Raw genomic sequence first — 26863 nt, 5'->3', positions numbered from 1 at the left:
CAAAGGGTACCCTCCTGTTGAACGCCGGCAGCGAACCACCGTTTTAACTTGAATGAACGTTCAAGTTAAACATGAATGGCCGCTCAGGACCAATCCGGCCGGGCTTCAGGAGGGGGTTTGGCCTCCCTTATTTCTGGGTTCCGTCATCGTGTTGCAGGTTCGCCTGGGTCAGGTTGCTGCCCGCCGGCACGCTGCGGGTCAGCCAGACATTACCGCCAATGGTCGAGCCTTTGCCGATGGTGATGCGTCCCAGAATAGTCGCACCGGCATAGATCACCACGTCGTCCTCGACGATCGGGTGGCGCGGCTGGCCCTTTTGCAATTGCCCGGACTCATCGGACGGAAAGCGCTTGGCCCCCAAGGTCACGGCCTGGTAAATCCGCACCCGTTCGCCAATGATCGCGGTTTCACCGATGACCACGCCGGTGCCATGGTCGATAAAGAAGCTCGGGCCAATCTGCGCGCCGGGGTGAATGTCGATGCCGGTGGCAGAGTGGGCCAGTTCCGAGCTGATCCGCGCCAGCAAAGGCAGGCCAGCACGGTACAGATGGTGCGCCAGGCGATGGTGAATCACCGCCAGAATCCCCGGGTAGCAGAGCAGCACTTCATCGACGCTGCGCGCTGCGGGGTCGCCGTGGTAGGCGGCCAGCACGTCGGTGTCCAGCAGCACGCGCAAGCCCGGCAACGCCGCGGCGAAATCCTGGATCAGCCGCTCGGCCTTGGCATCGACCTGAGCCTCGTCGCATTTGCCCTTGCGAGCGATGTAACGCAACTCCAGGCGTGCCTGCCCGAACAGTGCATTGAGCGCCGAGTCGAGGGTGTGGCCGACGTAGAAGTCTTCGCTTTCCTCGCGCAGATCCACCGGCCCCAGGCGCATGGGAAACATCGCGCCGCACAAATGCTCGAGGATGCCCTTCATGGCTTCGCGCGAAGGCAGCTCACGACCGCCCTGTTCGCCACTGCTGCGACCGTTGGTACGGCGCCATTCGTCACGGGCGCTCCGCAATTGGCCAACAATGGACTGCAACTGCCAACGCCCTTGCGCTTTTTCGCTCACGGTTAACTCCTGACACATTCGCCTGAAACATTCGAGAGGGGCGGCATGAAAAACGGCCGCCTATCGGCGTCCACTCTACGGCAAAAATCGGGCCCGAAAAAATAACCGATTCATGCCGCTGCCAATCGCGGTGGCATAACCGCCAATTTGCCGCCCTTGGGTTGCCTGCCTATAGTCGAGTCTTTTCCTGAAGCAAAATTCCCATGATCAAGCAAACGCTCGCCCGCTTTAAACGTCTCGACTTGCTTGGCGTGCCAACGCCCCTGGAAAAACTCGAACGCCTGAGTGTCTGGCTCGGTCGCGACATCTACGTCAAACGCGACGACCTGACCCCGCTGGCCATGGGCGGCAACAAATTGCGCAAGCTCGAATACCTGGCCGCCGACGCCCTCGCGCAAGGCTGCGACACGCTGATCACTGCCGGGGCAATCCAATCCAACCATGTCCGCCAGACCGCCGCCCTCGCCGCCAAGCTGGGGCTGGGCTGTGTGGCGCTGCTGGAAAACCCGATCGGTACCGATCAAGGCAACTACCTGAGCAATGGCAACCGCCTGCTGCTCGACCTGTTCGGCGCACACGTCGAGCGGGTCGCGAACCTCGACAACGCCGATGAACAATTGCAGGCCCTCGCCGCCCGGCTGCAGGCACAGGGCAAAAAACCTTACCGGGTACCGATCGGTGGCTCCAACCCGCTCGGAGCGCTGGGGTACGTACGGGCCGGGCTGGAGCTGGCCGAACAGATCAAGGCCACCGGGCTGGACTTTGCCGCCGTGGTGCTGGCCTCGGGCAGTGCCGGCACTCACAGTGGCCTGGGCCTGGCCTTGAGCGAGGTGCTGGCGCAACTGCCCGTGATCGGCGTCACCGTCTCGCGCACCGATGCCGACCAACGCCCCAAAGTCGAGGGCCTGGCCCAGCGCACTGCCGACCTGCTGGGTGTGCCGCTGCCGGCAGCGTTTCGGGTCGAGTTGTGGGACGACTATTTCGCCCCTCGCTATGGCGAGCCCAATGCCGGGACGCTGGCGGCGATCAAGTTGCTGGCAAGCCAGGAAGGCTTGCTGCTGGACCCGGTCTACACCGGCAAGGCCATGGCCGGCTTGCTCGATGGCCTGGGTCGCCAACGCTTCGGCGAAGGCCCGCTAATCTTCCTGCATACCGGTGGCGCACCGGCGTTGTTTGCCTATCCGGAGATCTGGACAAAATAACCAAATGAAATATTTAAAGTAGTTTTCAGTATTTTTAGCTATAGAAAAGATTCCCTATAGTCGTGCCGTCGCATTACGTGGTTGCCATCCATCACAACAAAAGCGGGGCTTGTCATGAGCATTTCTGCATTCGGCAAAAAATTCCTTTTCGCAAGCCTGGGCGTGGCGCTCGGCAGTGGTCTGCTGGGCCAGGCCGTGGCCGGCGAGCAGCTGCAGCAAATCAAGGACAAAGGCGTGATCAACGTGGGGCTGGAAGGCACCTACCCGCCTTTCAGTTTTGTCGATGCCGACGGCAAGCTGGCCGGCTTCGAGGTGGAGTTTTCCGAAGCCCTGGCCAAGGAGCTGGGAGTCAAGGCCAAGCTGCAGCCGACCAAGTGGGACGGCATTCTCGCGGCACTGGAATCCAAGCGCCTGGATGCGGTGATCAACCAGGTGACCATCTCCGAAGAGCGCAAGAACAAGTACGACTTTTCCCAGCCGTACACCGTCTCCGGCATTCAGGCGCTGACGCTTAAAAAGAACGAGGGCACCATCAAGACCGCCGCCGACCTGGCGGGCAAGAAAGTTGGCGTGGGCCTGGGCACCAACTATGAGCAATGGCTCAAGGACAACGTACCCAAAGCCATCATCAAGACCTACGACGATGACCCGACCAAATACCAGGACCTGCGCGTGGGCCGCATCGACGCCATTCTGGTCGACCGCTTGGCCGCACTTGAGCTGGTCAGCAAGGCCAAGGACACCGCCGTGTCCGGCGAAGCCTTCTCTCGCCAGGAAGCCGGTATCGCACTGCGCAAGGGCGAACCCGAGCTGCTGGCCGCAATCAACAAGGCCATCGACAAGCTGCGCGCCGACGGCACCCTGAAAAAACTGTCGGAAAAGTACTTTAACGCTGACATCACTCAATGATCGAAGACAGCCTTCAGCTCGCGCTGGATTCCGCGCCCTTTCTGCTCAAGGGCGCGTACTACACCGTCATCCTGAGCCTGGGCGGGATGTTCTTCGGATTGGTGCTGGGCTTTGGCCTGGCGCTGATGCGGCTTTCGAGATTCAAGCTGCTCAGTTGGATTGCCCGCATCTACGTGTCGTTCTTTCGCGGCACGCCGCTGTTGGTCCAGTTGTTCGTGATCTATTACGGGCTGCCGCAATTGGGCCTGGAACTGGACCCGTTGCCGGCGGCGCTGATCGGCTTCTCGCTGAACATGGCGGCCTATGCCTGTGAAATCCTGCGCGCGGCCATCAGCTCCATCGACCGTGGCCAGTGGGAAGCCGCCGCCAGCATCGGCATGACCCGGGGCCAGGCCTTGCGTCGGGCGATCCTGCCGCAGGCAGCGCGCACCGCCTTGCCACCGCTGGGCAACAGCTTTATTTCGCTGGTCAAGGACACCGCCCTGGCCGCCACCATTCAGGTGCCCGAACTGTTCCGCCAGGCGCAGTTGATCACCGCCCGAACCTTCGAAATTTTCACCATGTATCTGGCCGCCGCGCTGATCTACTGGGTGCTGGCCAGCGTGCTCGCGCACTTGCAGCACCGCCTGGAAGCGCGGGTCAATCGGCACGACCTGGAGCCTTGACCTCATGATTGTGGTTGAAAAACTCACCAAGCAATTCAACGGGCACAAGGTCCTCGATGGCATCGACATGACCGTCGAGGCCGGCGAAGTCGTCGCCATCATCGGCCCCAGCGGCTCGGGGAAAACCACCTTTTTGCGCTGCCTGAACCTGCTTGAAGTACCCGACAGCGGCCGTATCCGCATGGGCAGCATCGAAATCGATGGCAGCCGCCCGCTCAGCCAGCAAACCAGCCTGATCCGCCGATTGCGCCAGCAGGTCGGCTTCGTGTTTCAGAACTTCAACCTGTTCCCCCATCGCACCGCCCTTGAGAACGTGATCGAAGGCCCGCTGGTGGTGAAGAAAACCCCACGCGCAGAAGCCCTCGCGCTGGGCCGAAAACTGCTGGCCAAGGTCGGCCTGGCCGGCAAGGAAGACGCCTACCCCAGGCGACTGTCTGGGGGTCAGCAACAGCGGGTGGCGATTGCCCGGGCTCTGGCCATGGAGCCGGAAGTCATCCTTTTTGACGAACCCACCTCGGCACTCGACCCCGAACTGGTCGGTGAAGTGCTGGCAGCCATCCGCGGCCTGGCCGAAGAAAAGCGCACCATGGTGATCGTCACCCACGAAATGGGCTTTGCCCGAGACGTGGCGAACCGGGTGGTGTTTTTCGACAAGGGCGTGATCGTCGAGCAGGGCGAAGCCAAGGCGTTGTTTGCCAACCCGCGCGAAGAGCGCACCCGGCAATTTCTCAGTAAGTTTCTTTCCACCGGCTGAAAACCCGAGTGCCACTCGTAGGACCAGTCTGAACCGTGAAAAGAGTGATTCAGCTGAAACGAGTTGGCTTGACGGTCTGGTGGGCAAAACTTATGTAGGTCGCAGAGGTTAATCCCCTGCCACTGGAGAAGTTGCCATGCCCACCGCGTTCAAAGGATCTGAACTGCCACCGCCTTCCCTCCCCCACAGCCTTCACAACCGCATCGGCACCCATGCCGCAGCGCGGTTGTCGATTCGGGTCGACCCACCGCCCGAGCACGACCCTGGCGATCTGCTGGAGCTGTTCTGGAACAACCGCTATGTCGCCGCCCACACCTTGGCCAGCGCGGCGAGCCCAGTGTTCTTCAAGGTGCCCGAGCGGCTGATCGTGCCCGGTGCGGCGCGCATCCATTATCGATTCATGAAAGTCGGCTGCTGCCCGCGCCGCTCCGCCACGCTGCTCGCCGAGGTCAAGCTCGATTGCCCGGGCGGCCCGCCGTTGAGCCTGGACGATGATGAAAACCAGGCCCTGAAACCGCTGGTCCTGCCCGACTCGGTGCGCAAGCGCGGGGTCGACAGCCAGCGGTTGAATCGCGGTGTGCCGTTCACGATCGAGCCTTACCCGAACATGGCCGTGGACGATGCAATCACCCTGCGCTGGGGCGACGCACGACTTGACCTGCCGCCCCTTCAGGCCTTGCAGGTCGGCGCTGCGGTCTGCGGTCGCGTGCCACTGGCGGTGATTCGAGACGCCGGAATCGACCCTCACCTGGAGGTGAGTTACTGCATCCTCGACCGGGTCGGCAACAATTCACATTGGGCGCCGCCCCGCACCGTCAGGGTGTTCTAGACGGTTAACGCGGGCCTTCTATTGTTATTCCTAAAAGTTAGTTTATTTAATGTTTATACACTATTAGGGTATATTAACCGGACCACCGGACCAGCGCATTTTTTGTAATCGCCGCCACCTGCGGCGCTTCTATGACGTGAGGACGGTATGGTCAGGAACACAATCACCCCAGTGGCTAACGCCAGGGCATTGAGTGCAGCCAAGGAGCAGTACTGATGTCCAGTCTGGCCGATTCGAAGGTCCAGAGCGATCTGGACCACGCCCCATTACTCTTGCCCGCCAAGGTCCTGCGCAATGACGCCGAGGCCTTGCAGGCTGCCCGTGAACTGGCCGCCAGCGCCCGCCTGCAAGCCGCCCGCCGTGACCAGCAGCGCAAGCTGCCCTGGGCCGAGATCGAGCAGTTCACCCGCAGCGGCCTGGGCAGTATTTCCATCCCGCGCCAATACGGCGGCCCGCACGTTTCATTCGTGACCGTGGCCGACGTGTTCCGCATCATCTCCGCCGCGGACCCTGCGCTTGGGCAGATCCCGCAGAACCAGTTCGGCATCCTGCAGTTGCTGCTCGGCAGCGCCAATGAGCAGCAGAAGCAGCGCCTGTTCGCCTCGGTGCTGGATGGCTGGCGAATCGGCAATGCCGGCCCCGAACGCGGCAGCAAAAACACCCTGGAACTGAAAGCGCGGATCACCCGCAGCGGCGACGGCTTTGTTATCAGTGGCCAGAAGTTCTACTCCACCGGCGCGCTGTTCGCCCATTGGGTGGCGGTCAAGGCCATCAATGACGACGGCCGCCAGGTCATGGCCTTCGTGCGGCGCGGCACGCCCGGGCTGCGTATCGTCGATGACTGGTCCGGCTTCGGCCAGCGCACCACCGCCAGCGGCACGGTCTTGCTGGACCAGGTGCGGGTGGACGCCGACCAGGTCGTGGACAACTGGCGCCTGGCCGAAACACCGAACATCCAGGGCGCCGTCTCGCAGCTGATCCAGGCCGCCATCGACGCCGGGATCGCCGAAGGCGCCATCGACGACGCCATCGAATTTATCCGTACCCGCTCGCGGCCGTGGATCGATGCCAAGGTCGAGCGCAACAGCGACGACCCTTACGTGATCGCTGATATCGGCCGCTTGAAACTGGAACTGCACGCCGCCCAGGCACTGTTGCGCAAGGCCGGTGTTGTGCTCGACAGCGTCAACGCCGCACCGATCGACGCCGAGTCTGCCGCACGCGCCTCGATCGCCGTCGCCGAGGCCAAGGCGCTGACCACCGAAATCGCGCTGCTGGCCAGCGAAAAACTGTTCGAGCTGGCCGGCAGCCGCGCCACCCTGGCCGAATTCAACCTCGACCGGCATTGGCGCAACGCCCGCGTGCACACCCTCCATGACCCGGTGCGCTGGAAATACCACGCCGTCGGCGCCTTTTACTTGAACGGTACGTTGCCTGCCCGGCATTCCTGGATTTGACCAGTCCTCTGGAGAACATATGAGCTTTTTGCCGCAACCGCACGAACCCGTCGCGGTCATCCAGACCGACGCCCAGGCCCTGGATGTCGCCCGCCAGCTGGCTGTGTACCTGCGTCAGGACTGCGTCCTGCGCGACCGCGAACGCCGCTTGCCACACCCTGAGCTGGAGGTGTTTTCCCACTCCGGCCTGTGGGGCATCAGCGTGCCCAAGCGCTTCGGTGGCGCGGGGGTCTCCAACGTCACCCTGGCCCAGGTCATCCGCCTGATCGCCCAGGCCGACGCCTCGATCGGGCAGATTCCACAGAACCATTTCTATGCACTGGAAGTGCTGCGGGTCAACGGCGACCCGGCCCAGCAGCAGCGCCTGTTTGCCGAAGTATTGGCGGGCCAGCGCTTCGGCAATGCCCTGGCCGAACTGGGCACGGCAACCGCCCATGACCGCACCACGCGCCTGACCCGCGACGGCGACCATTACCGCATCAACGGTCGCAAGTTCTACGCCACCGGCGCGATCTATGCCCAGCGCATCCCGACCTCGGTGATTGATGAGCTGGGCGTCCAGCAACTGGCCTTTGTAGCGGCCAACATCCCGGGCGTCAGCGTGATCGATGACTGGAGCGGCTTCGGCCAGCGCACCACCGGCAGCGGTTCGGTGGTGTTCGACAACGTCCTGGTGGCCGCCGTCGATGTCGTGCCGTTTCAAGCGGCGTTCGAGCGACCGACGCCGGTCGGCCCGCTGGCGCAAATCCTTCATGCAGCCATCGACACCGGCATCGCCCGGGCAGCCTATGAGGACACCCTGCACTTCGTCCGCACCCGCACCCGGCCGTGGATCGATTCGGGTTTCGACAAGGCCAGTGAAGATCCGCTGACCCTCAAGACACTCGGGCAACTTGGCATTCGCCTGAAGGCCGCCGAAGCCCTGCTGGAGCGTGCCGGCGAATTCCTCGATCGCGCCCAGACCGAAACCACCGCGCAATCCGTGGCAGCGGCCTCCATCGCCGTGGCCGAAGCCCGCGCCATCAGCACTGAAGTCTCGCTGGCCGCCGGCAGCACCCTGTTCGAACTGGCCGGCAGCCAGGCGACCTTGGCCGAGCACGGCCTGGACCGCCACTGGCGCAACGCCCGCACTCACACCCTGCACGACCCGGTCCGCTGGAAGTACCACGCCATCGGCAACTACTACCTCAACGATGCAAACCCACCGCTGCGGGGGACCATTTGATGGCGAAGAAAAAGATCCTCCTCAACGCCTTCAACATGAACTGCATCGGCCATATCAACCATGGCCTGTGGACCCACCCGCGTGACACCTCGACCCAGTACAAGACCCTTGAATACTGGACCGAGCTTGCACAACTGCTGGAACGCGGGCTGTTCGACGGGCTGTTCATCGCCGATATCGTCGGGGTCTACGACGTCTACCAGAACGCGGTGGACGTGCCGCTGAAGGAATCGATCCAACTGCCGGTCAACGATCCCCTGCTGCTGGTTTCGGCCATGGCCGCCATGACCCGGCACCTGGGCTTCGGCCTGACCGCCAACCTCACCTATGAAGCGCCGTACCTGTTCGCCCGGCGCATGTCGACCCTGGACCACCTGACCCGTGGCCGGGTCGGCTGGAACATTGTCACCGGTTACCTGGACAGCGCCGCCAAGGCCATGGGCCTGCAAGCCCAGGCCGAGCACGACCGACGCTATGACCAGGCCGACGAATACCTGCAAGTGCTCTACAAACTCTGGGAGGGCAGCTGGGAAGACGACGCGGTGCTCAACGACCCGCAACAGCGGATCTACGCCCAGCCGGACAAGGTCCACAAGGTTCGCCACCAAGGCGAGTTCTATCAGGTCGAGGGCTACCACCTGTGCGAGCCTTCGCCGCAGCGCACACCGGTCCTGTTTCAGGCCGGCAGCTCCGCCCGTGGCCTGGTGTTCGCCGGGCAGCACGCCGAATGCGTGTTTATCAGCGGCCAGCACAAGGCGGCCACCAAAGCCCAGGTCGACAAGGTTCGCGCCAGCGCCGTGACGGCTGGGCGCGATGCCTTGCAGGTCAAGGTGTTCATGGGCATCAGCGTGATCGTCGCCGACACCGAGGCCAAGGCCCGGGAGAAACACGCCGAGTACCTGCGCTATGCCAGCGCCGAGGCCGGCGTGGCGCATTTCGCCAGTTCCACCGGTATCGACTTCGCCCAGTACGCACTGGATGAGCCGATTCAGTACGTCAAAAGCAACGCCATCCAGTCCGCCACCCAGCACCTGAAGAACAACGACTGGACTCGCCGCAAGCTGCTCGATCAGCACGCTTTGGGCGGGCGCTATATCACCCTGATCGGCTCGCCCGAGCAAGTCGCCGACGAGCTGGAAAGCTGGATCGCCGAAACCGGTCTGGACGGGTTCAACCTGACCCGCACCGTGACCCCGGAAAGCTATGTCGACTTCATCGACCTGGTCATTCCCGAGTTGCAACGCCGCGGCTCCTACAAGACCGCCTATGACACCGGCAGCCTGCGCCAGAAGCTGTTTCAGACCGAACAGGCGCACTTGCCTCCCCGCCATACCGGCGCCAGCTACCGCCAACGCCCGACGGCCGCGGCCCTCTGACCGACTGGAGTATTGCCCATGTTCAAACAAATCTTTTCCCGGCCGGTTCAAGCACTGGCGCTCGCGGTTGGCCTGGCTGGCGGGATTGCCCACGCCGCCGACGCCCCCTTGAAAATCGGCACCACTGCCGCCTTCGCCATCCCACTGGAAGAGGCGGTCAGCGAAGCGGGCAAACAGGGCCTGAAAGTGGAGCTGGTGGAGTTCAGCGACTGGATCGCCCCGAATGTCAGCCTCGCCAGCGGCGATATCGACGTGAACTACTTCCAGCACATCCCCTTCCTGGAAAACGCCAAGGCGGCCGCCGGCTTTGACCTGGTGCCTTATGCACCCGGCATCATCAACAACGTCGGCCTCTACTCGAAAAAATACAAAAGCTTCGATGAACTGCCCACGGGCGCGACCGTGGCCATCGCCAACGACCCGATCAACAGCGGACGCGGCCTGCAACTGCTGGCCAGGGCCGGTCTGATTACCCTCAAGCCGGGCGTCGGCTACAAGGCCGCCGAGGACGATATCGTCGCCAACCCGAAACAGCTGAAGATTCTTCAGGTCGAGGCCGTGCAGCTGGTGCGCGCCTACGACGACGCCGACCTGGTGCAGGGCTACCCGGCCTACATTCGCCTGGCCAAGACCTTCGATGCCGGCTCCGCACTGCTGTTCGACGGCCTCGACCACAAGGAATACGTCATCCAGTTCGTGATCAAGCCACAGAATAGAAACGATGCGCGCATCGCCAGGTTCGTCGACATCTACCAGCACTCACCGGTGGTTCGCGCCGCGCTGGACAAGGCTCACGGCAAGCTCTACCAAGCCGGCTGGGAAGGCTGACATGAGTGCCCTGCACAACCCGCAGCGGTTGGACGCACTGGCGCCGCGCAGCGCCGAACAAAGCGTGCTGCACCCGGAGCTGAACAACGCTCAGGTGCGCTTTATCGGCGTCAGCAAAACCTATGAAGGTGCCCAGGGGCCGATCGTGGCCCTGGAGGGCATTGACCTGGCCATCCAGCGTGGCGAGATTTTCGGCATCATTGGCCGCAGCGGTGCCGGCAAGTCGTCGCTGATTCGGACCATCAACCGCCTGGAGCAACCCAGCAGCGGGCGCATTCTGATTGATCAGATCGACATCGGCGGGTTCGACGAGGACCAGCTGGTGGCGCTGCGCCGCCGCATCGGCATGATCTTCCAGCACTTCAACCTGATGTCGGCCAAGACGGTCTGGCAGAACGTCGAGCTGGCGCTGAAAGTGGCCGGCGTGCCGCAAGCCCAACGCCATCGCAAGGTCAGCGAACTGCTGGAGCTGGTGGGCCTGGCCGACAAGCACCGGGCGTATCCGGCACAACTGTCCGGCGGGCAGAAGCAACGCGTGGGCATCGCTCGCGCGCTGGTGCATGACCCTGACATTCTGCTTTGCGACGAAGCCACCTCGGCGCTGGACCCGGAAACCACCGAATCGATCCTCTCCCTCTTGCAGGCGATCAACCAGCGCCTCGGGTTGACCATCATTCTGATCACCCACGAGATGGCGGTGATCCGCGATATCTGCGACCGCGTCGTGGTGCTCGAACGCGGCCGGATTGTCGAGCAGGGGCCGGTCTGGCAGGTGTTTGGCGCCCCGACCCATGACGTCAGCAAGACCTTGCTGACACCACTGCAAACCAGTGTGCCTGCGGAGTTGCGCGTGCGCTTGCAGCCGATACCAGTCAGCCCGCGCGCCAGCCTGGTGCTGGCCCTGCGGGTGACTGGCAGCGACGAGCAGGCGCCGGACCTGTCGGCGTTGTTCAATGTGCTGGGCGGGCGGGTCAGTCTGTTGCAAGGCGGGATAGAACGCATTCAAGGCCGCCCGCTGGGGCAGTTGGTGGTGTCGGTGTCGGATTCCCCCCACGACACCGACACCCTGGTCAAGCGCGCCAGGCAATGGACGCCACACGTGGAGGTGCTCGGCTATGTGGTTTGATCGCTTGTTGCAAGGCGCCATCGACACCTTCCTGATGGTCGGCGTGTCATCGCTGATCGCGTTGCTGGCGGGCATCCCGCTGGCGGTAATTCTGGTCACCAGCAGCAAGGGCGGGATCTACGAAGCGCCCGCGCTGAACCGTGTGCTGGGGGCGTTCGTGAACCTGTTCCGCTCGATCCCGTTTCTGATTCTGATGGTGGCGTTGATCCCCTTCACGCGCTTGATCGTCGGCACCACTTACGGGGTCTGGGCGGCAGTCGTGCCGTTGACCATCGCCGCCACACCGTTCTTCGCGCGCATTGCCGAAGTCAGCCTGCGCGAGGTCGATCACGGGCTGATCGAAGCGGCCCAGGCCATGGGCTGCCGGCGCTGGCATATCGTCTGGCACGTGCTATTGCCCGAGGCGCTGCCGGGCATCGTCGGCGGCTTCACCATCACCCTGGTGACCATGATCAACTCCTCGGCCATGGCCGGCGCCATTGGTGCCGGCGGCCTGGGCGATATTGCCTACCGCTATGGTTACCAGCGGTTTGATAGCCAGATCATGCTGACGGTGATTGTGTTGCTGGTGGTGTTGGTGGCATTTATCCAGTTTGGCGGGGATCGGTTGGCGAAAGGGCTCAACAAGCGCTGAAGCTATTCGCGGCTTGATGGAGCGACATCGTCCATGTAGGAGCGGACCTGGCCGCGATGGGCCGCGCAGCGGCCCCTTTGGCCTGTGATATCTGCGATCAGCTTGCGAGTGCCGGCGGTTTCAGAATCGCCGGGGCCGCTTCGCAGCCCATCGCGGCCAGGTCCGCTCCTACATTAGGTGTTGCGTCGTTCAGTTGCTTAACCGACCGGCATTGGGGCTAGCCCGCGATGAAGGCGCCGCGGTTTTTCAGGAGATAGGCGTCATTGTTCATCGCGAGTGTTGCGTCTTAGGGCTTGCCCGCGAATAGGCCATAAGGTGATAGTCGCAGGATCGAACCTGATGAGCTGCTCCTGCGATGACACTCCAACCCGATCAACTCAAACAGATCAGCTCCACCACGCTGGGCCATTACAACGACACAGCCGAGTCCTTTCGCGAGGGCACGCGCGATCATGATGTGAGCCAGAACATCCAAGCCCTGCTGCGTCATCTGCGCAGCGAACCGCCCCTGCAGATTCTCGACCTGGGTTGTGGCCCTGGCCGCGACTTGAAGACGTTCAGCGCCATGGGCCACACGGCCGTGGGCCTGGACGGGGCCGAGCGGTTCGTCGAGATGGCGCGCGCCGACAGTGGCTGCGAAGTCTGGCAACAGGACTTGCTGGCACTGGAGCTACCGGTCGAACGCTTTGATGGCATCTTCGCCAATGCCGTGCTGTTCCACGTACCGAGTCAGGAGTTGCCCCGCGTCCTGCGCGAGTTGCATGCCACGCTGAAGCCGGGCGGGGTGTTGTTCAGTTCCAATCCACGGGGGGACAATCAGGAAGGATTCAGGGGTGGGCGCTATGGCGCCTGGCATGACCTGGAGACCTGGCAATCGCTGCTGCAGGCTGCGGGCTTTGAGGAGTTGGAGCACTATTACCGCCCTGCCGGGCTGCCGCGTGAGCAGCAGCCCTGGTTGGCGAGTGTGTGGCGCAAGGCCTAAACCGCATCCCTGGGCAACATCAGGCCTAACGGCAGCCGTACCCTCGCTTCCAGGCCACCACCAGAGCGATTGCGCAGTTCAACATTGCCGCCGTGCATCGCGGCGATGCGTTTGACGATCGCCAGCCCCAGCCCGGTGCCCTTGCCACTACGGGCCTTGTCACCCCGGGTGAAGGGATTGAAGATCGCTTCAAGCTCATCCGGGTCGATACCGGCACCACGGTCCAGCACACTCAGCACCACGTAGGGCGCGCTGGTGTCGCCCGACACATAGGCCGCCACTTCAACGCCGCTGCCGGCATGGTGTAGCGCGTTGCCTATCAGGTTGTTCAGCAGCCGCTTGATCGACACCCGCCGCAGCGGGAACGGTGGAATCGGCTCCATGCACAGGCGCACCCGCTCTTGCGGCTGGTTGAAGGGCATGACCACTTCCTGCACCAGGTCGTTCAGGTCGACCTCTTCGATCGATTCGTCGCGGCCATCGCGGATAAACGCCAGGAACTGATCGAGGATGGCGTCCATATCTTCGATGTCACGGACCATGTCATCGGTCATTTCGTTGTCGGTGCTCATCAATTCGAGCGACAGGCGCAAACGGGTCAGGGGCGTGCGCAAGTCATGGGACACACCGGCTAGCATCAGTTCCCGCTCGCGCCCCGCCTGCTCGACGTCTTCGGCCATCTGGTTGAAGGCGCGGTACACCTCGGTCATCTCGCTCGGTGTATCGCTGACCGGCAACCGCACGCTGCGGCCCTGGCCCAACTGGCGGGCAGCAAAAACCAGCCGCTTGAGTGGCTGGTTGAGTTGACGCACGAAAATCCAGGCCGACGCCGTGGATAGCAAGCCAATGGCCAGGAACCACCCCAACACGCTCCAGATTTTCTGGCCACGCAGCGGGTGCGGGTACAAAGGGACTTTCATCCAGCCATCGCCCAGACTGGGCGCGCGCACCCAGAGCGCGGGAGGCGCGTGCACGCGCAAGCGGACTTCGGTGTCGGCGCCCAGCTCGGACTGCATCTGCCGCTGGTAGATCTCGCTGTAGGGCCAGTGTTGCTCGCCTTCCGGCACGCCGGTACCGACCACCCGAATGAGCCCTGCCGCCTCGGCAACCTTGTCACGGTCATCTTCGTCCGCTGCCCAATAGGCGCGCAGGGTCAGGGCGACACCGTGGCTGTACTGGCGATCGACCAGCACATCCTCGTTCATCAGCAGGTACACCAGGGTCAAGGCCTTGGAGAACAGGACGACGATGAGCACCAGCCAAAGCGTGCGCGCGAAAAAGCTTTGTGGGAACCACAGCGGGGTTTTCATGAGTGACTACATACGTTGCAGGAACGAGCACGGCTCGCAGACATTGCGGAGCGCGAGCGACCGGCTGCGGAGCATGCCCTTCGGCAGCCCCGCCCAGAGCGACTCGCTCCTACATACCCTTCATCATTTGCCGGCGTTGCCGTCCGGTACGAAAACATAACCCACACCCCATACGGTCTGGATATAGCGCGGCTTGGACGGATCGGGCTCGATCATGCGCCGCAGACGGGAAATCTGTACATCGATGGAGCGCTCCAGCGCATCCCATTCACGACCGCGGGCCAGGTTCATCAGCTTGTCGCGGGTCAGCGGTTCGCGGGCATGCATGACCAGCGCCTTGAGCACGGCGAACTCGCCGGTGGTCAGCATGTGCACTTCTTCGCCACGCTTGAGTTCGCGCGTGGCCAGGGACAACTCGTAATCACCGAAGGTGACGGTTTCGTCTTCGCTGCCCGGCGCACCTGGCACCGGCGCGGACTGACGACGCAGCACCGCCTTGACGCGGGCTACCAGTTCATCAGGGTTGAAGGGTTTTGCCAGGTAATCGTCGGCGCCCAGTTCCAGGCCCTTGATGCGGCTGAGCTCGTCGCCCTTGGCGGTGAGCATGATGATGGGGATCTGATTGTTTGCGGTGCGCAGGCGGCGGCAGGCGGACAGGCCATCTTCGCCAGGCAGCATCAGGTCGAGCACGACCAGGTTGAAAACTTCGCGGCCCAGCAGGCGATCCATCTGCTCGACATTCGGGACCGCACGAGCACGGTAGCCCTTGCTGGTGAAAAAACGCTCCAGCAGGCTGCTCAGGCCTGGGTCGTCATCGACGATGAGGATTTTTTCGCCTTCGGCGTTTGCGGCAGTGCTGCTCATGGTTTGCTCCTGTAATCACGGCACGCATTATGGACCAGCTGCCCAAGGACGTGACGTGTGCATTGTTAGCAGATTTTTCCTCGTTCGCCAGCGCAAACGATGCGCCCGTGGCCTCCTGATATCACCCCCAAGCCGAGATCGCTGGTTATAATGCGACGTTTTGACGTCAGGCCTGCCTGATCGGATTACTCGCCAGCCAGCGGCCGGCGGCACTGCATTCTCAATTTGTCAGGTGGTTTTATGGACAGCATCAACAGCCGCATCGCCGAGGAACTCGGTGTCCGTCCCCAACAGGTCGAAGCGGCCGTGGCCCTGCTTGATGAAGGCTCGACAGTGCCTTTTATCGCCCGTTACCGTAAAGAAGTGACCGGCAGCCTGGACGACACCCAGCTGCGTCACCTGGAAGAACGCCTGCGCTACCTGCGCGAACTCGACGAGCGCCGCGCCAGCATCCTGGCCAGTATCGAAGAGCAAGGCAAACTGACCCCGGAGCTGGCCCGCGAGATCAAGTTGGCCGACACCAAGACCCGCCTTGAAGACCTTTACCTGCCGTATAAACAGAAGCGCCGCACCAAGGGCCAGATCGCTCTGGAAGCCGGCCTGGGCGAACTGGCCGACGGCCTGCTGGCCGATCCGCAGCTGACGCCTGAAACCGAAGCCGCCCGTTTCGTCGATGCCGAGAAAGGCTTCGCTGACGTCAAGGCGGTGCTTGAAGGCGCCAAATACATCCTGATGGAGCGCTTCGCCGAAGACGCCCGCCTGCTCGACAAGCTGCGCAGCTTCCTCAAGCAGGAAGCGACCCTGAGCGCCCGGGTCATCCCTGGCAAGGAAGAAGAAGGCGCGAAATTCCGCGACTACTTCGAACACGACGAGCCGGTCAAAAGCGTGCCGTCGCACCGCGCCCTGGCAATTTTCCGCGGTCGCAACGAAGGCATTCTCGGCTCGACCCTGAAGGTTGGCGAGGACCTGCCGGGCACCCTGCACCCGTGCGAGATGATGATCGGCGAGCATTTCGACCTGAAAAACCAGAACCGCCCGGCCGACAAGTGGTTCGGCGAAGTGGTGCGCTGGACCTGGAAGGTCAAGCTTTACACCCATCTGGAAACCGACCTGCTGGGCGAGCTGCGCGACAACGCCGAAAGCGAGGCGATCAACGTTTTTGCCCATAACCTGCACGACCTGCTGCTGGCCGCCCCGGCCGGCCCGCGTGCCACCCTGGGCCTGGACCCGGGCCTGCGCACCGGTTGCAAGGTCGCCGTGGTCGATGCCACCGGCAAACTGCTCGACACCGCCACGGTGTATCCGCACGTTCCGAAAAACCAGTGGGACCAGACCATCGCCGTACTGGCCGCGCTGTGCGCCAAGCACTCGGTTGACCTGATCGCCATCGGTAACGGCACCGCCAGCCGCGAAACCGACAAGCTGGCGGCCGAACTGATCAAGAAATACCCAGGTTTGAAAATGACCAAGGTGATGGTCTCCGAAGCCGGCGCTTCGGTGTACTCGGCTTCGGAACTGGCCGCCAAGGAATTTCCCGACCTGGACGTGTCGATTCGCGGTGCGGTCTCCATCGCCCGCCGCCTGCAGGACCCGCTGGCAGAACTGGTGAAAATCGATCCGAAATCCATCGGCGTCGGCCAGTACCAGCATGACGTGTCGCAGCTCAAGCTGGCACGCGGCCTGGACGCCGTGGTCGAGGACTGCGTGAACGCCGTCGGCGTCGACGTCAACACCGCCTCGGTGGCCCTGCTGGCGCGCATCTCCGGCCTGAACGCCACGCTGGCCCAGAACATCGTCGCCCACCGCGACGCCAACGGTGCCTTCAAGACCCGCGCGGCCCTGAAGAAAGTCAGCCGCCTGGGTGAAAAAACCTTCGAACAGGCCGCTGGTTTCCTGCGCGTGATGAACGGCGACAACCCGCTGGACGCTTCGGCGGTCCACCCGGAAGCCTACCCGCTGGTGCAGCGCATCGCCGCCGAAACCGACCGCGACATTCGCTCGCTGATCGGCGACAGCAGCTTCCTCAAGCGCCTGGACCCGAAAAAGTTCACTGACGAAACCTTCGGCCTGCCGACCGTCACCGACATTCTTCAGGAACTGGACAAACCCGGCCGCGACCCGCGCCCTGAGTTCAAGACCGCCGAGTTCCAGGAAGGCGTCGAAGACCTCAAGGACCTGCAACCGGGCATGATCCTCGAGGGCGTGGTCACCAACGTGACCAATTTTGGTGCTTTCGTCGACATCGGTGTCCATCAGGACGGCCTGGTGCATATTTCCGCGCTGTCGGAGAAGTTCATCAAAGACCCGCGTGAAGCGGTCAAGGCCGGTGATGTGGTCAAGGTCAAGGTCATGGAAGTGGACATCCCGCGCAAACGCGTCGGCCTGTCCATGCGCATGAGCGACACCCCGGGCGAGAAAGTCGACGGCGCCCGTGGCAGCCGCCCGGGCTCGGCACCGCGCCAGCAGGCACCCGCCAAGGCCAAGGAAACCGCAGCCCCGGCCAATAACGCCATGGCCTCGCTGTTCGCCAACGCCAAACAGTTGAAGAAGCGTTGATGGACATTCCCGAAGGGTTGGTGCAAAGCGCGTTCAGCCAGCTGCTGGGTTGCCGTTTGCAGCGTCTGGACGAGGGCGTGGCCGAAGTGGCCATGGACCTGGCGCCCGAACTGCGCAACCGCGGCGGCAAGCTGCACGGCGGGGCGCTGTTCAGCCTGGTCGATATTGCCATGGGGCTGGCCTGTTCCAGCTCCCATGGCTTTGACCAGCAGAGCGTGACCATCGAATGCAAGATCAACTACCTGCGCGCGGTCAGCGAAGGTGAAGTGCTGTGCATCGCCAACGTGGTGCATGCCGGTCGGCGTACGCTGGTGGTCGAAGCCAGCGTGCTTCAGGGCGACAAACTGATCTCAAAAGCGCAGGGGACCTTCGCGGTCCTCTAGCCCAACGCCGGGTTCTGGGGTAATTTCGCTAGCAACAGTGCAAAGCCGAAATTGCCGCCAGGCCCTGGCCCGCTTGGGCGAACCCCGGCGCCACCCACGACAGAAACCAGGCGACAACGCCGGTTCCCTTTCTGCACCCTTGTAGACCATCAAATCTACCCCCATATTGGGGCGACTGATGCGTGAAGGAATCCATCTTGAGCGAACTTCTCAACCGCCGCCTGACCCTGCTTGGCGAGCGCGCCAACCTCTCTCTGCTCGAAAAATGCCTGCACGGCATCGAGCGCGAATGCCTGCGCGTGACCCCTGATGCCCGTCTGGCGCAAACGCCGCACCCCGAGGCGCTGGGTGCGGCGCTGACTCACGAACAGATCACGACCGATTATTCGGAGTCGCTGCTGGAGTTCATCACTCCTGCCCTGGCCGATCCTGCGCAAATGCTGGCGAGCCTGGACAAGATCCACCGCTTTGCCTACACCAAGCTGGGTGACGAGTACCTGTGGAGCCCTTCGATGCCGTGCGCGCTGCCGGCCGAGGAAGACATCCCGATCGCGTATTACGGCACCTCGAACATCGGCAAGCTCAAGTATGTGTACCGCCAGGGCCTGTCCTTGCGCTATGGCCGCACCATGCAGTGCATTGCCGGGATTCATTACAATTTCTCCCTGTCTGAACAACTCTGGCCGCTGCTCAAGCAGGCTGAAGGCGTCGAGGGCAGCGAGCGCGACTACCAGTCGGCCGCCTATATCGCCCTGATCCGCAACTTCCGCCGCTACAGCTGGCTGCTCATGTACCTGTTCGGCGCCTCGCCGGCGCTGGATACCGGCTTCCTGCGCGGCCGCCCTCATCAGCTTGAACAGTGGAAGTGGGATGCCGACACGCTGTACCTGCCCTATGCCACCAGCCTGCGCATGAGCGACCTGGGTTACCAGAGCAACGCCCAGGCGGGCCTTACGCCCTGCTACAACGACCTGACCAGCTACACCAACAGCTTGCGTAGTGCCGTGGCCACGCCCTACCCGCAATATGTCGAGATCGGCACCCACAAGGATGGCGAGTGGGTTCAGCTGAACACCAACATCCTGCAGATCGAAAACGAGTATTACTCCAACATCCGCCCCAAGCGTGTCACCTACACCGGCGAACGGCCGATCCAGGCCTTGATGTCGCGAGGCGTGCAGTACGTCGAGGTCCGCTGCCTGGACATCAACCCGTTCCTGCCGACCGGTATCGACCTGCCACAAGCGCGCTTCCTGGACGCCTTCCTGCTGTTCTGCGCGCTGGAAGAAAGCCCGCTGCTGCGAAGCACCGAGTGCGGCAACTGCACCAGCAACTTCCTGACCGTGGTCAAGGAAGGCCGTCGGCCGGGCCTGGAACTGCAACGCGACGGCGAGGCGGTAGAACTGAAAGTCTGGGCCAGCGAGTTGCTGAAGAAGATCAAGCCATTGGCGCAGTTGCTCGACACAAGCCTGGGCCATGGTGAGCATACCGAAGCGCTGGCGCTGCAACAGGATAAGGTTGACGATGCCTCACTGACCCCTTCGGCCCACGTGCTGGCGAGCATGTCCGAGCACAAGGAAGGCTTCAGCCGTTTCTCCCTGCGTCAGAGCCTGGCCCACGCCCATTACTTCCGCAGCGAAAGCCTGAGCGTTGAAGAGCAAGCAGAATTCGAAGCGATGGCGCGCACTTCGCTGGAGCAACAGGCTGAGCTGGAGCGCAATGAAGTGGGCGATTTCGATGTGTTTGTCGGGGCGTATCAGGCGAGCATTCTGGGGATCAGTAACTAACCCTGGTCAATTCTCCCAGTAGGATTTCGATCTTGTGGGAGCGGATTTATCCGCGAATAGAGTCACCACGGTGTGTCAGGCGAGCCGCAGTGAAGCAATTCGCGGATAAATCCACTCCCACATCAGGTGGGTTGGCCTAATCCCAGTTTTTGAGCAGCCTGGGGACCGTGAATGGGGCCGTTTACAACGCCTTCTCGAAGATCTTCGAATTACGCTGGTAGTTGTACAGCGACGCCCGCGCCGCCGGCAGGCGCTCGACGCCGCTGGGGATAAAGCCGCGCTCGCGGAACCAGTGCGCGGTACGCGTCGTCAGCACGAACAGCGTCTTCAAACCCAGCTCCCGCGCCCGCACTTCAATGCGCTCCAGCAGTTCATCGCCACGCCCGCCATGGCGGTATTCCGGGTTCACGGCCAGACAGGCCAGCTCACCGGCGTCCGAATCGGCAATCGGGTACAGCGCTGCGCAGGCAATGATCATCCCTTCCCGCTCGACCACACTGAACTGCTCGATCTCGCGCTCCAGCACCTCGCGTGAACGCCGTACCAGAATGCCTTGCTCTTCCAGCGGGCTGATCAGGTCGAGCAAGCCACCGACGTCTTCGATCGCTGCCTCGCGGACTTTCTCGAATTGCTCCTGGGCCACCAGCGTACCGCCACCGCCACGGGTGAACAGCTCGGTGAGCAGCGCGCCGTCTTCGACGTAACTGACGATATGGCTACGCGCCACGCCGCCCCGACAGGCCTCGGCCGCCGCATCGAGCAACTCACCCTGATAGTCATTGCCCAGACGCAGCAGGTGGGCAGGCACTTGCTGGGGACGCAGTTCGCGCACCAATCGGCCGCTTTCGTCAAGCAAGCCCGGCTCGGCGCCGAACAGCAACAGCTTGTCGGCCCGCAGTTCAATGGCCGCACGAGTCGCGACGTCTTCGCAGGCCAGGTTGAAGATCTCACCCGTCGGCGAATAGCCCAGCGGCGACAAGAGAACGATGGAGCGCTCATCGAGCAGGCGGCTGATGCCTTTGCGGTCGACCCGGCGGACTTCGCCGGTGTGGTGATAGTCCACCCCTTCAACCACGCCGATCGGCCGCGCGGTGACCAGGTTGCCCGAGGCGACCCGCAGGCGCGAGCCCTGCATGGGCGAGGACGCCATGTCCATCGACAACCGCGATTCGATGGCGATCCGCAGCTGGCCGACCGCATCGATCACGCACTCAAGGGTGGCGGCGTCGGTAATCCGCAAGCCGCGATGGTAGTGCGGCGCCAGCCCACGGGCCGCCAGGCGGCTCTCGATCTGCGGGCGCGAGCCATGGACCAGCACCAGGCGCACCCCCAGGCTGTGCAACAGCACCAGGTCGTGGACGATATTGCCGAAGTTCGGATGCACCACCCCGTCGCCGGGCAGCATGACGACGAAGGTGCAGTCGCGGTGGGCATTGATGTAAGGCGAAGCATGACGCAACCAGTTGACGTAATCGGGCATAACCAAAAGAGCCTGTAAAAATGGGACGGAACGTGAAGGCACACAGCGCTCGAAGGGTTATCGTCGGAACAGGCTTGGCGTCACGCGCATTCTCCTTCAGAGGGTGAACGGTCCGGCTCAGCGGGCAATTACCGGGCTCAGACAATAATGTTGGATCAGGTCACGCAATAGACGCACGGTCGGCTCCAGACGTGACATTTCCAGGTACTCGCCCGGCTGATGGGCACAGGCGATGTCGCCAGGCCCCAGCACCAGGGTTTCGCAGCCCAGGCGCTGAAGATAAGGCGCTTCGGTGCCAAAGGCTACTGCTTCGGCCTTGTGACCTGTCAGACGCTCGGCAACCTTCACCAGCTCCGCATCGGCCGATTGTTCAAAAGGCGGCACTTCCGGAAACAGCGGCGCGTAATCGATCTGCACCTGATGCTGCTCGGCCAGCGGCTGCAGCTTCTGCCGGATCGCCGCGCGCAGGGCCTGCGGATCCATGCCCGGCAGGGGGCGCAGGTCGAACTCCAGCGAACACTGGCCACAGATGCGATTGGGGTTGTCGCCACCATGGATACAACCGAAGTTGAGCGTTGGCTGCGGCACACCGAATTGCGGGTTATTGAATGCTTTCTGCCATTGCTGGCGCAGCAGCTTGAGCTGACCGATGACGTCGTACATGGCCTCCAGCGCGCTATGGCCCAGGCTTGGATCCGACGAATGGCCGCTGCGCCCCAGAATGTCGATGCGCTCCATCATTACGCCCTTGTGCAGGCGGATCGGCTTGAGCCCGGTTGGCTCGCCGATCACCGCCGCACGGCCCAGCGGCCGGCCCGCTTCGGCCAGGGCTCGGGCGCCGGCCATGGAGCTTTCCTCGTCGCAGGTGGCAAGAATCAGCAGCGGTTGACGGAAGGGTTGGTCGAGCAGCGGGCGCACCGCCTCGATGACCAACGCAAAGAAGCCTTTCATGTCGCAGCTGCCCAGACCGACCCAGCGCCCATCCACTTCGGTGAGTTTGAGCGGGTCGGTTTTCCACAACTGCGGGTCGTACGGCACGGTGTCACTATGCCCGGCCAGCACCAGCCCACCGGGGCCGCTGCCGAAGCTCGCCAGCAGGTTGAACTTGCCCGGCGAGACCTGCTGGATATCACAAGCAAAGCCCAGATCCCCGAGCCAGCCGGCCAACAGGTCGATCACCGCGCGGTTGGACTGGTCCAGCCCAGGCTGGGTACAACTCACCGACGGGGTTGCAATCAGGGCGGCGAACTGGTCTTTCATCGACGGCAACGGCATGCGAATTCTCCCTGGGCGAGCCTCATCATAGGGCCATCCGGCACCATGAATAAACCGTCATGGCGCCACTGCTGTACACTCGCAACCTATCGACACCCCTCTCAGATGCTCTCGCTAGCCGAGCTTGGATTCTCCAGCATGCACAAAGAAACAGAAATCAAACTGCGCGTCAGCCGCGAAACCCTCGCTGCGCTGCGCGATCACCCATTGCTGAAGAAGCGCAACAAAAGCGGCTGGGAGCGCAGCGAACTGTTCAACCAGTATTTCGACACCCCGGACCGCGAGCTGGCAACGGCCAAGGTCGCCCTGCGCCTGCGCCGTGATGGCGACGCGATCATCCAGACGCTGAAGGCGCGTGGGCAAAGCGTGGCCGGCCTGTCCGAGCGCATCGAGCACGAATGGCATCTGCCCAAGGCCAAGCTGGACCTGAAAAAGCTCGATGGCGAGTGCTGGCCGGCGCAATTGGCCGACCTCGACAAAAAAACCATCAAACCGGCCTTTACCACCGATTTTGTCCGCGAACGCGCTGAAATTGCCTGGGGCCGCGGCAAAGCCAAAGTCGTGATCGAAGCCGCGCTGGACCTCGGTGAAGTGGTCGCCGGCAAACAACGCGAAGAAATCTGCGAACTGGAGCTGGAACTGCGCGAAGGCGAAGCCGGCGCCCTGCTGGAGCTGGCCGCTGAGCTGGCCGCCACCCTGCCGCTGATGCCGTGCGATATCAGCAAGGCCGAGCGTGGTTATCGCCTGTTCGACGCCAGCAGCTATTCCCTGAGCCTGCCAAGCCCGGCGTTCGAGGCCGAGATGCCGCTGGACGATGCCTTCAGCGCGCTGGCCTGGCACCTGCTCGCCAGCAGCCAACGGCTGGCCGAACAGTATCGATTCAACGGCCACTGGCGCCTGCTGCAAAGCTGGGTCGAGCAATTGGTCGAGCTGCGCGCCGTACTGGGCAGCCTCGGCCAAGCCGCTCCTCGCACCACCACCCACGACATGCGCGTGCGCCTGGATGCCTTGCTGGAAGACTGGCGCCCGCTGCTGCAGGCCGGCCAGGAAGACGAAGACGTGCGCAAGGCCGCACCGGAGCAATTCGCTGAGGAGCTGCTTGACACCCGTTGGGGCGAGTTCTCCCTGAATGCCTCGCGCTGGCTGCTGGGCCGCGCCTGGACGGTAGAGCGCAACAAGCGTGGCGACCGTCAGGGTAACGCGCCGCTGGCCAGCTGGCTGGCACACTTCTTCAATGAAGAGTGCGCTGCCCTGCAACTGGCCCGCTACCAGCTGCAACCGGAAGACCTGGCCGAGCAGCTGCCGCGCATCGAGCGCCTGCAAGTCTGGCTGCACCACGCCCGTGACGTCGTCGAAGCGCCGGACCTTGACCGCCTCTATGGCGAGCTGAACAAGCTGCAGCAACTGGCCAATCTGTCGATCAGCGACGACGTCCTGCACGCGCGCGTTCAGCAGGCCCTGACCGTCAGCCAGAATCAGGGCTGGAAGCAGTTGCTGCGCAAGTAAGCGTCAAGGCAACACCGGCAAACTGGTAGTGGACTTGATCTCCGACAAGGCCACTATCGAGTTGACCTCTTGAATCCCCGGCACCATCGACAGCTTTTCGAAGAAAAACCGTTCGTAGGCTTCGATGTCCAGCTCACCGGCATAAATAATTCTTTCCATGACAATTTTTGAAATGAATAAGCTGCGTATTCACCTATATCGCTCATATTAGGTAAGAAATACCGCTTCAGGCATGTAAATATTTCCCCATCGATTCTCGGAGAATGCTCATGCCCGCTTCCGCCGCCCCACTGCGCAGCGACGTCTGGAACGTCGCCAACCCCCACGCCCGTGTGTGCCTTAACGTCGTCATCGACGCGGAGCCGGGCAGCCTGTGCCGTTTGCTCAACCTGTTTGCCATGCAGTACCTGACCCCCGAAGAGGTCCACAGCAGCCGGCAAGACGACACGCTGCACGTTCAGATGGAGCTCGACGGCCTGACCTGGCACCGCGCCGAGGTGATTGCTCAAAAAATGCGCAACCTGGTGGATGTACACAGCGTTGAGCTTGAGCTGGCCGAGCCGGCTCCCCAGCTCGCCTCGGCCTGACAGCGGTGCTTTACCGTTCGGCAATTATTCGCAACCTTTCCCTGGACCACCCGCAACTCCCCCGGCGACCCTCGGTCTACTCTTGCTGTTTGAGGCTGACAAACTCCAAATCTACTGGTTGGATGCGACTGTAGGAGCCGGCTTTAGCCGCGAAGGGTCGCGTAGCGGCCCCAATCGATGGGCCTGCCGTGCAGGCCTTCGCGGCTAAAGCCAGCTCCTGCAAGAGGTTTGTCAGCAAAATGTGTATGCAAGTCGAGGAGCCCGCATGTCCCTTGTCGCCGCCCACCAGGACCGCTGGCTGGACCTGAACGACCTGATGCGCGAGTTGCTCGCCCAGGGATTCATCAGTCAGGACGCCGCTGAACAGGCCCTGACCAATCGCCAAAGCGCACGCAATAGTCAATTGCACCCGCTGGAGTTCATTGCCGCCCAGCAGCTGGACGATCAGAGCCGGCCCGGCAAGGCACTGGACCTGGAGAGCCTGACCCTGTGGCTGGCCCAGCAAGCGGGCCAGCCTTACTTGCGTATCGACCCGCTGAAGATCGACGTTGCCGCGATCACGCCGCTGATGTCCTACGCCTTTGCCCAGCGCCACCGCATCCTCGCCGTCGCCATTGATAACGATGGCGTCACCGTGGCCAGCGCACAGCCTTATGTACACGGCTGGGAAGCGGACCTGCGGCATGTGCTCAAGCTGCCGATCAAGCGGGTGGTCGCCAACCCTGCCGATATCCAGCGCTTCTCGGTGGAGTTCTTTCGCCTGGCCAAGTCGGTCAGCGGCGCCAACAGCACCGATCACAAAACCGGCAACCTGGGCAATTTCGAACAGTTGCTTAACCTGGGCGCCAGCGACCAGGAACCCGACGCCAATGATGCGCACATCGTCAATATCGTCGACTGGCTGTTCCAGTACGCCTTCCAGCAGCGCGCCAGCGATATCCATATCGAGCCGCGACGGGAGCAAGGCAGCGTGCGCTTTCGCATCGATGGGGTGCTGCATAACGTCTACCAGTTCCCGCCCCAGGTCACCATGGCCATCGTCAGCCGGCTCAAAAGCCTGGGCCGCATGAACGTCGCGGAAAAGCGCAAACCGCAGGATGGCCGGGTCAAGACCAAGACCCCGGACGGTGGTGAAGTCGAGTTACGGCTCTCGACCCTGCCGACCGCCTTTGGCGAAAAAATGGTCATGCGGATCTTCGACCCACAGGTGCTGCTCAAGGACTTCAACGAACTGGGCTTTTGCGCCGAAGACCTGCGCCGCTGGCAAGACATGACGCGCCAACCCAACGGCATCATTCTGGTGACCGGGCCGACCGGTTCGGGCAAGACCACCACCCTCTACACCACCCTGAAAAAGCTCGCGACGCCCCAGGTCAACCTCTGCACCATTGAAGACCCGATCGAGATGGTCGAGTCGAGCTTCAACCAGATGCAGGTCCAGCACAACATTGACCTGACCTTTGCCAGCGGCGTGCGGGCGCTGATGCGACAGGACCCGGATATCATCATGATCGGCGAAATTCGCGACCTGGAGACCGCCGAAATGGCAATCCAGGCCGCGCTTACCGGTCACCTCGTGCTGTCGACCCTGCACACCAACGACGCACCAAGTGCCATCAGCCGCCTGCTGGAGCTGGGGATCCCCCATTACCTGATCCGGGCCACGGTGTTGGGGGTTATGGCCCAGCGTCTGGTGCGAACCCTGTGCCCACATTGCAAGGCCCTGCAGGCTCCGGCAGAAGAGGATTGGCAGGAGCTGACACGGCCCTGGCAAGCGCCGGTGCCGCAAAACGCCCAACGCGCCATCGGCTGCCTGGAATGCCGCGACACCGGTTATCGGGGCCGCTCGGGCGTGTACGAAATCATGCAATTGACCGATGGCCTCAAGGCACTGATCAACGCCGATACCGACCTGATCGTGCTCAAGCGCCAGGCGTATATCGAAGGGATGCGCAGCCTGCGCCTGTCTGGCGCGCAGAAAGTCGCTGCCGGGCTGACAACCCTGGAAGAAGTGCTGCGGGTGACGCCAAGAAATGAAATGAAGTAGAGGTGGCCGCTTTCGCCAAACGCG

At 62.7% G+C, this 26863-nt stretch carries 23 protein-coding genes and 1 pseudogene; 18 read left to right on the top strand and 6 right to left on the bottom strand.

Going from position 1 to position 26863, the window contains the following annotated elements:
* Positions 1-127: 127 nt before the first annotated feature.
* A complete protein-coding gene (gene epsC / locus GUY40_RS20300; RefSeq protein WP_178117895.1) occupies positions 128-1075 on the bottom strand; it encodes a serine O-acetyltransferase EpsC in 948 nt (315 codons plus the stop codon).
* Between the two features lie 185 nt (positions 1076-1260).
* Here epsC and GUY40_RS20295 point away from each other — a divergent pair, with 185 nt between their 5' ends.
* From GUY40_RS20295 to GUY40_RS20240, 12 genes are all read left to right on the top strand, one after another.
* Positions 1261-2259, top strand: a complete 999-nt coding sequence (locus GUY40_RS20295; protein ID WP_166570694.1) for a D-cysteine desulfhydrase — start codon at positions 1261-1263, stop codon at positions 2257-2259.
* Positions 2260-2373: 114 nt separating this feature from the next.
* Positions 2374-3168, top strand: a complete 795-nt coding sequence (gene tcyJ / locus GUY40_RS20290) for a cystine ABC transporter substrate-binding protein (protein ID WP_166570693.1) — start codon at positions 2374-2376, stop codon at positions 3166-3168.
* Positions 3165-3833, top strand: coding sequence for a cystine ABC transporter permease (tcyL, locus tag GUY40_RS20285; RefSeq protein WP_178117894.1), 669 nt, complete (start codon positions 3165-3167; stop codon positions 3831-3833). The genes tcyJ and tcyL overlap by 4 nt, the downstream gene beginning before the upstream one ends.
* A 4-nt stretch (positions 3834-3837) precedes the next feature.
* Positions 3838-4587, top strand: a complete 750-nt coding sequence (gene tcyN, locus GUY40_RS20280) for an L-cystine ABC transporter ATP-binding protein TcyN (protein ID WP_166570692.1) — start codon at positions 3838-3840, stop codon at positions 4585-4587.
* Between the two features lie 136 nt (positions 4588-4723).
* Positions 4724-5416 carry a hypothetical protein gene (locus tag GUY40_RS20275; protein WP_166570691.1) on the top strand — a complete coding sequence of 231 codons (693 nt, stop codon included), beginning with the start codon at positions 4724-4726 and terminating at the stop codon, positions 5414-5416.
* Positions 5417-5631: 215 nt separating this feature from the next.
* The gene (locus GUY40_RS20270) at positions 5632-6873 is read left to right on the top strand and encodes an SfnB family sulfur acquisition oxidoreductase (protein ID WP_166570690.1); all 1242 of its coding nucleotides are present in this window, start codon (positions 5632-5634) and stop codon (positions 6871-6873) included.
* 19 nt (positions 6874-6892) lie between these two features.
* A complete protein-coding gene (locus GUY40_RS20265) occupies positions 6893-8098 on the top strand; it encodes an SfnB family sulfur acquisition oxidoreductase (protein ID WP_166570689.1) in 1206 nt (401 codons plus the stop codon).
* On the top strand, positions 8098-9474 hold the full coding sequence (locus tag GUY40_RS20260) for an LLM class flavin-dependent oxidoreductase (protein WP_166570688.1): 1377 nt from the start codon (positions 8098-8100) through the stop codon (positions 9472-9474). The genes GUY40_RS20265 and GUY40_RS20260 overlap by 1 nt, the downstream gene beginning before the upstream one ends.
* Before the next feature lie 18 nt (positions 9475-9492).
* Complete coding sequence (locus GUY40_RS20255; protein ID WP_166570687.1) at positions 9493-10302, top strand: MetQ/NlpA family ABC transporter substrate-binding protein; 810 nt, start codon at positions 9493-9495, stop codon at positions 10300-10302.
* Position 10303: 1 nt separating this feature from the next.
* Complete coding sequence (locus GUY40_RS20250; RefSeq protein WP_166570686.1) at positions 10304-11428, top strand: methionine ABC transporter ATP-binding protein; 1125 nt, start codon at positions 10304-10306, stop codon at positions 11426-11428.
* Complete coding sequence (locus GUY40_RS20245) at positions 11418-12062, top strand: methionine ABC transporter permease (protein ID WP_166570685.1); 645 nt, start codon at positions 11418-11420, stop codon at positions 12060-12062. The genes GUY40_RS20250 and GUY40_RS20245 overlap by 11 nt, the downstream gene beginning before the upstream one ends.
* A gap of 355 nt (positions 12063-12417) precedes the next feature.
* The gene (locus GUY40_RS20240; protein ID WP_166570684.1) at positions 12418-13044 is read left to right on the top strand and encodes a bifunctional 2-polyprenyl-6-hydroxyphenol methylase/3-demethylubiquinol 3-O-methyltransferase UbiG; all 627 of its coding nucleotides are present in this window, start codon (positions 12418-12420) and stop codon (positions 13042-13044) included.
* Here GUY40_RS20240 and GUY40_RS20235 read toward each other — a convergent pair.
* Both GUY40_RS20235 and ompR read right to left on the bottom strand, forming a co-directional pair.
* Complete coding sequence (locus GUY40_RS20235) at positions 13041-14354, bottom strand: ATP-binding protein (protein WP_166570683.1); 1314 nt, start codon at positions 14352-14354, stop codon at positions 13041-13043. The genes GUY40_RS20240 and GUY40_RS20235 overlap by 4 nt on opposite strands.
* A gap of 123 nt (positions 14355-14477) precedes the next feature.
* Positions 14478-15218, bottom strand: coding sequence for a two-component system response regulator OmpR (ompR, locus tag GUY40_RS20230; RefSeq protein WP_166570682.1), 741 nt, complete (start codon positions 15216-15218; stop codon positions 14478-14480).
* 240 nt (positions 15219-15458) lie between these two features.
* On the opposite strand from ompR, the gene GUY40_RS20225 reads away from it, so the two are divergent.
* The 3 genes from GUY40_RS20225 (at position 15459) to gshA (ending at position 19944) form a co-directional block, all read left to right on the top strand.
* Positions 15459-17774 (top strand): Tex family protein, encoded by a 2316-nt coding sequence (locus GUY40_RS20225; protein WP_166570681.1) that lies wholly within the window; start codon positions 15459-15461, stop codon positions 17772-17774.
* Entirely contained in the window at positions 17774-18157 is a 384-nt protein-coding gene (locus tag GUY40_RS20220) for a PaaI family thioesterase (RefSeq protein WP_166570680.1), read from the top strand. Before GUY40_RS20225 ends, GUY40_RS20220 begins: the two co-directional genes overlap by 1 nt.
* Before the next feature lie 197 nt (positions 18158-18354).
* Positions 18355-19944 carry a glutamate--cysteine ligase gene (gene gshA / locus GUY40_RS20215; protein WP_166570679.1) on the top strand — a complete coding sequence of 530 codons (1590 nt, stop codon included), beginning with the start codon at positions 18355-18357 and terminating at the stop codon, positions 19942-19944.
* A gap of 181 nt (positions 19945-20125) precedes the next feature.
* Here the strand turns inward: gshA and argA are convergent, their stop codons facing one another.
* Positions 20126-21424, bottom strand: coding sequence for an amino-acid N-acetyltransferase (gene argA / locus GUY40_RS20210; RefSeq protein WP_166570678.1), 1299 nt, complete (start codon positions 21422-21424; stop codon positions 20126-20128).
* Positions 21425-21541: 117 nt separating this feature from the next.
* Entirely contained in the window at positions 21542-22699 is a 1158-nt protein-coding gene (argE, locus tag GUY40_RS20205) for an acetylornithine deacetylase (protein ID WP_166570677.1), read from the bottom strand.
* A gap of 138 nt (positions 22700-22837) precedes the next feature.
* Between argE and GUY40_RS20200 the strand changes: the two genes are divergently transcribed.
* Positions 22838-24205, top strand: coding sequence for an inorganic triphosphatase (locus GUY40_RS20200; RefSeq protein WP_166570676.1), 1368 nt, complete (start codon positions 22838-22840; stop codon positions 24203-24205).
* 3 nt (positions 24206-24208) lie between these two features.
* Here the strand turns inward: GUY40_RS20200 and GUY40_RS20195 are convergent.
* Positions 24209-24334: pseudogene (locus GUY40_RS20195) on the bottom strand (AsnC family transcriptional regulator); the annotation flags it as partial.
* 134 nt (positions 24335-24468) lie between these two features.
* On the opposite strand from GUY40_RS20195, the gene GUY40_RS20190 reads away from it, so the two are divergent.
* Positions 24469-24792, top strand: a complete 324-nt coding sequence (locus tag GUY40_RS20190; RefSeq protein WP_371924895.1) for a hypothetical protein — start codon at positions 24469-24471, stop codon at positions 24790-24792.
* A gap of 265 nt (positions 24793-25057) precedes the next feature.
* Positions 25058-26839 (top strand): GspE/PulE family protein, encoded by a 1782-nt coding sequence (locus tag GUY40_RS20185; protein WP_166570674.1) that lies wholly within the window; start codon positions 25058-25060, stop codon positions 26837-26839.
* The last annotated feature ends 24 nt before the right edge of the window (positions 26840-26863 follow it).

The sequence above is a fragment of the Pseudomonas sp. R5(2019) genome, assembly GCF_009905435.1.
Lineage (GTDB): Bacteria > Pseudomonadota > Gammaproteobacteria > Pseudomonadales > Pseudomonadaceae > Aquipseudomonas.
The sequence above is the reverse complement of the archived record's forward strand: the minus strand, read 5'-3'. Positions and strand labels throughout refer to the sequence as shown.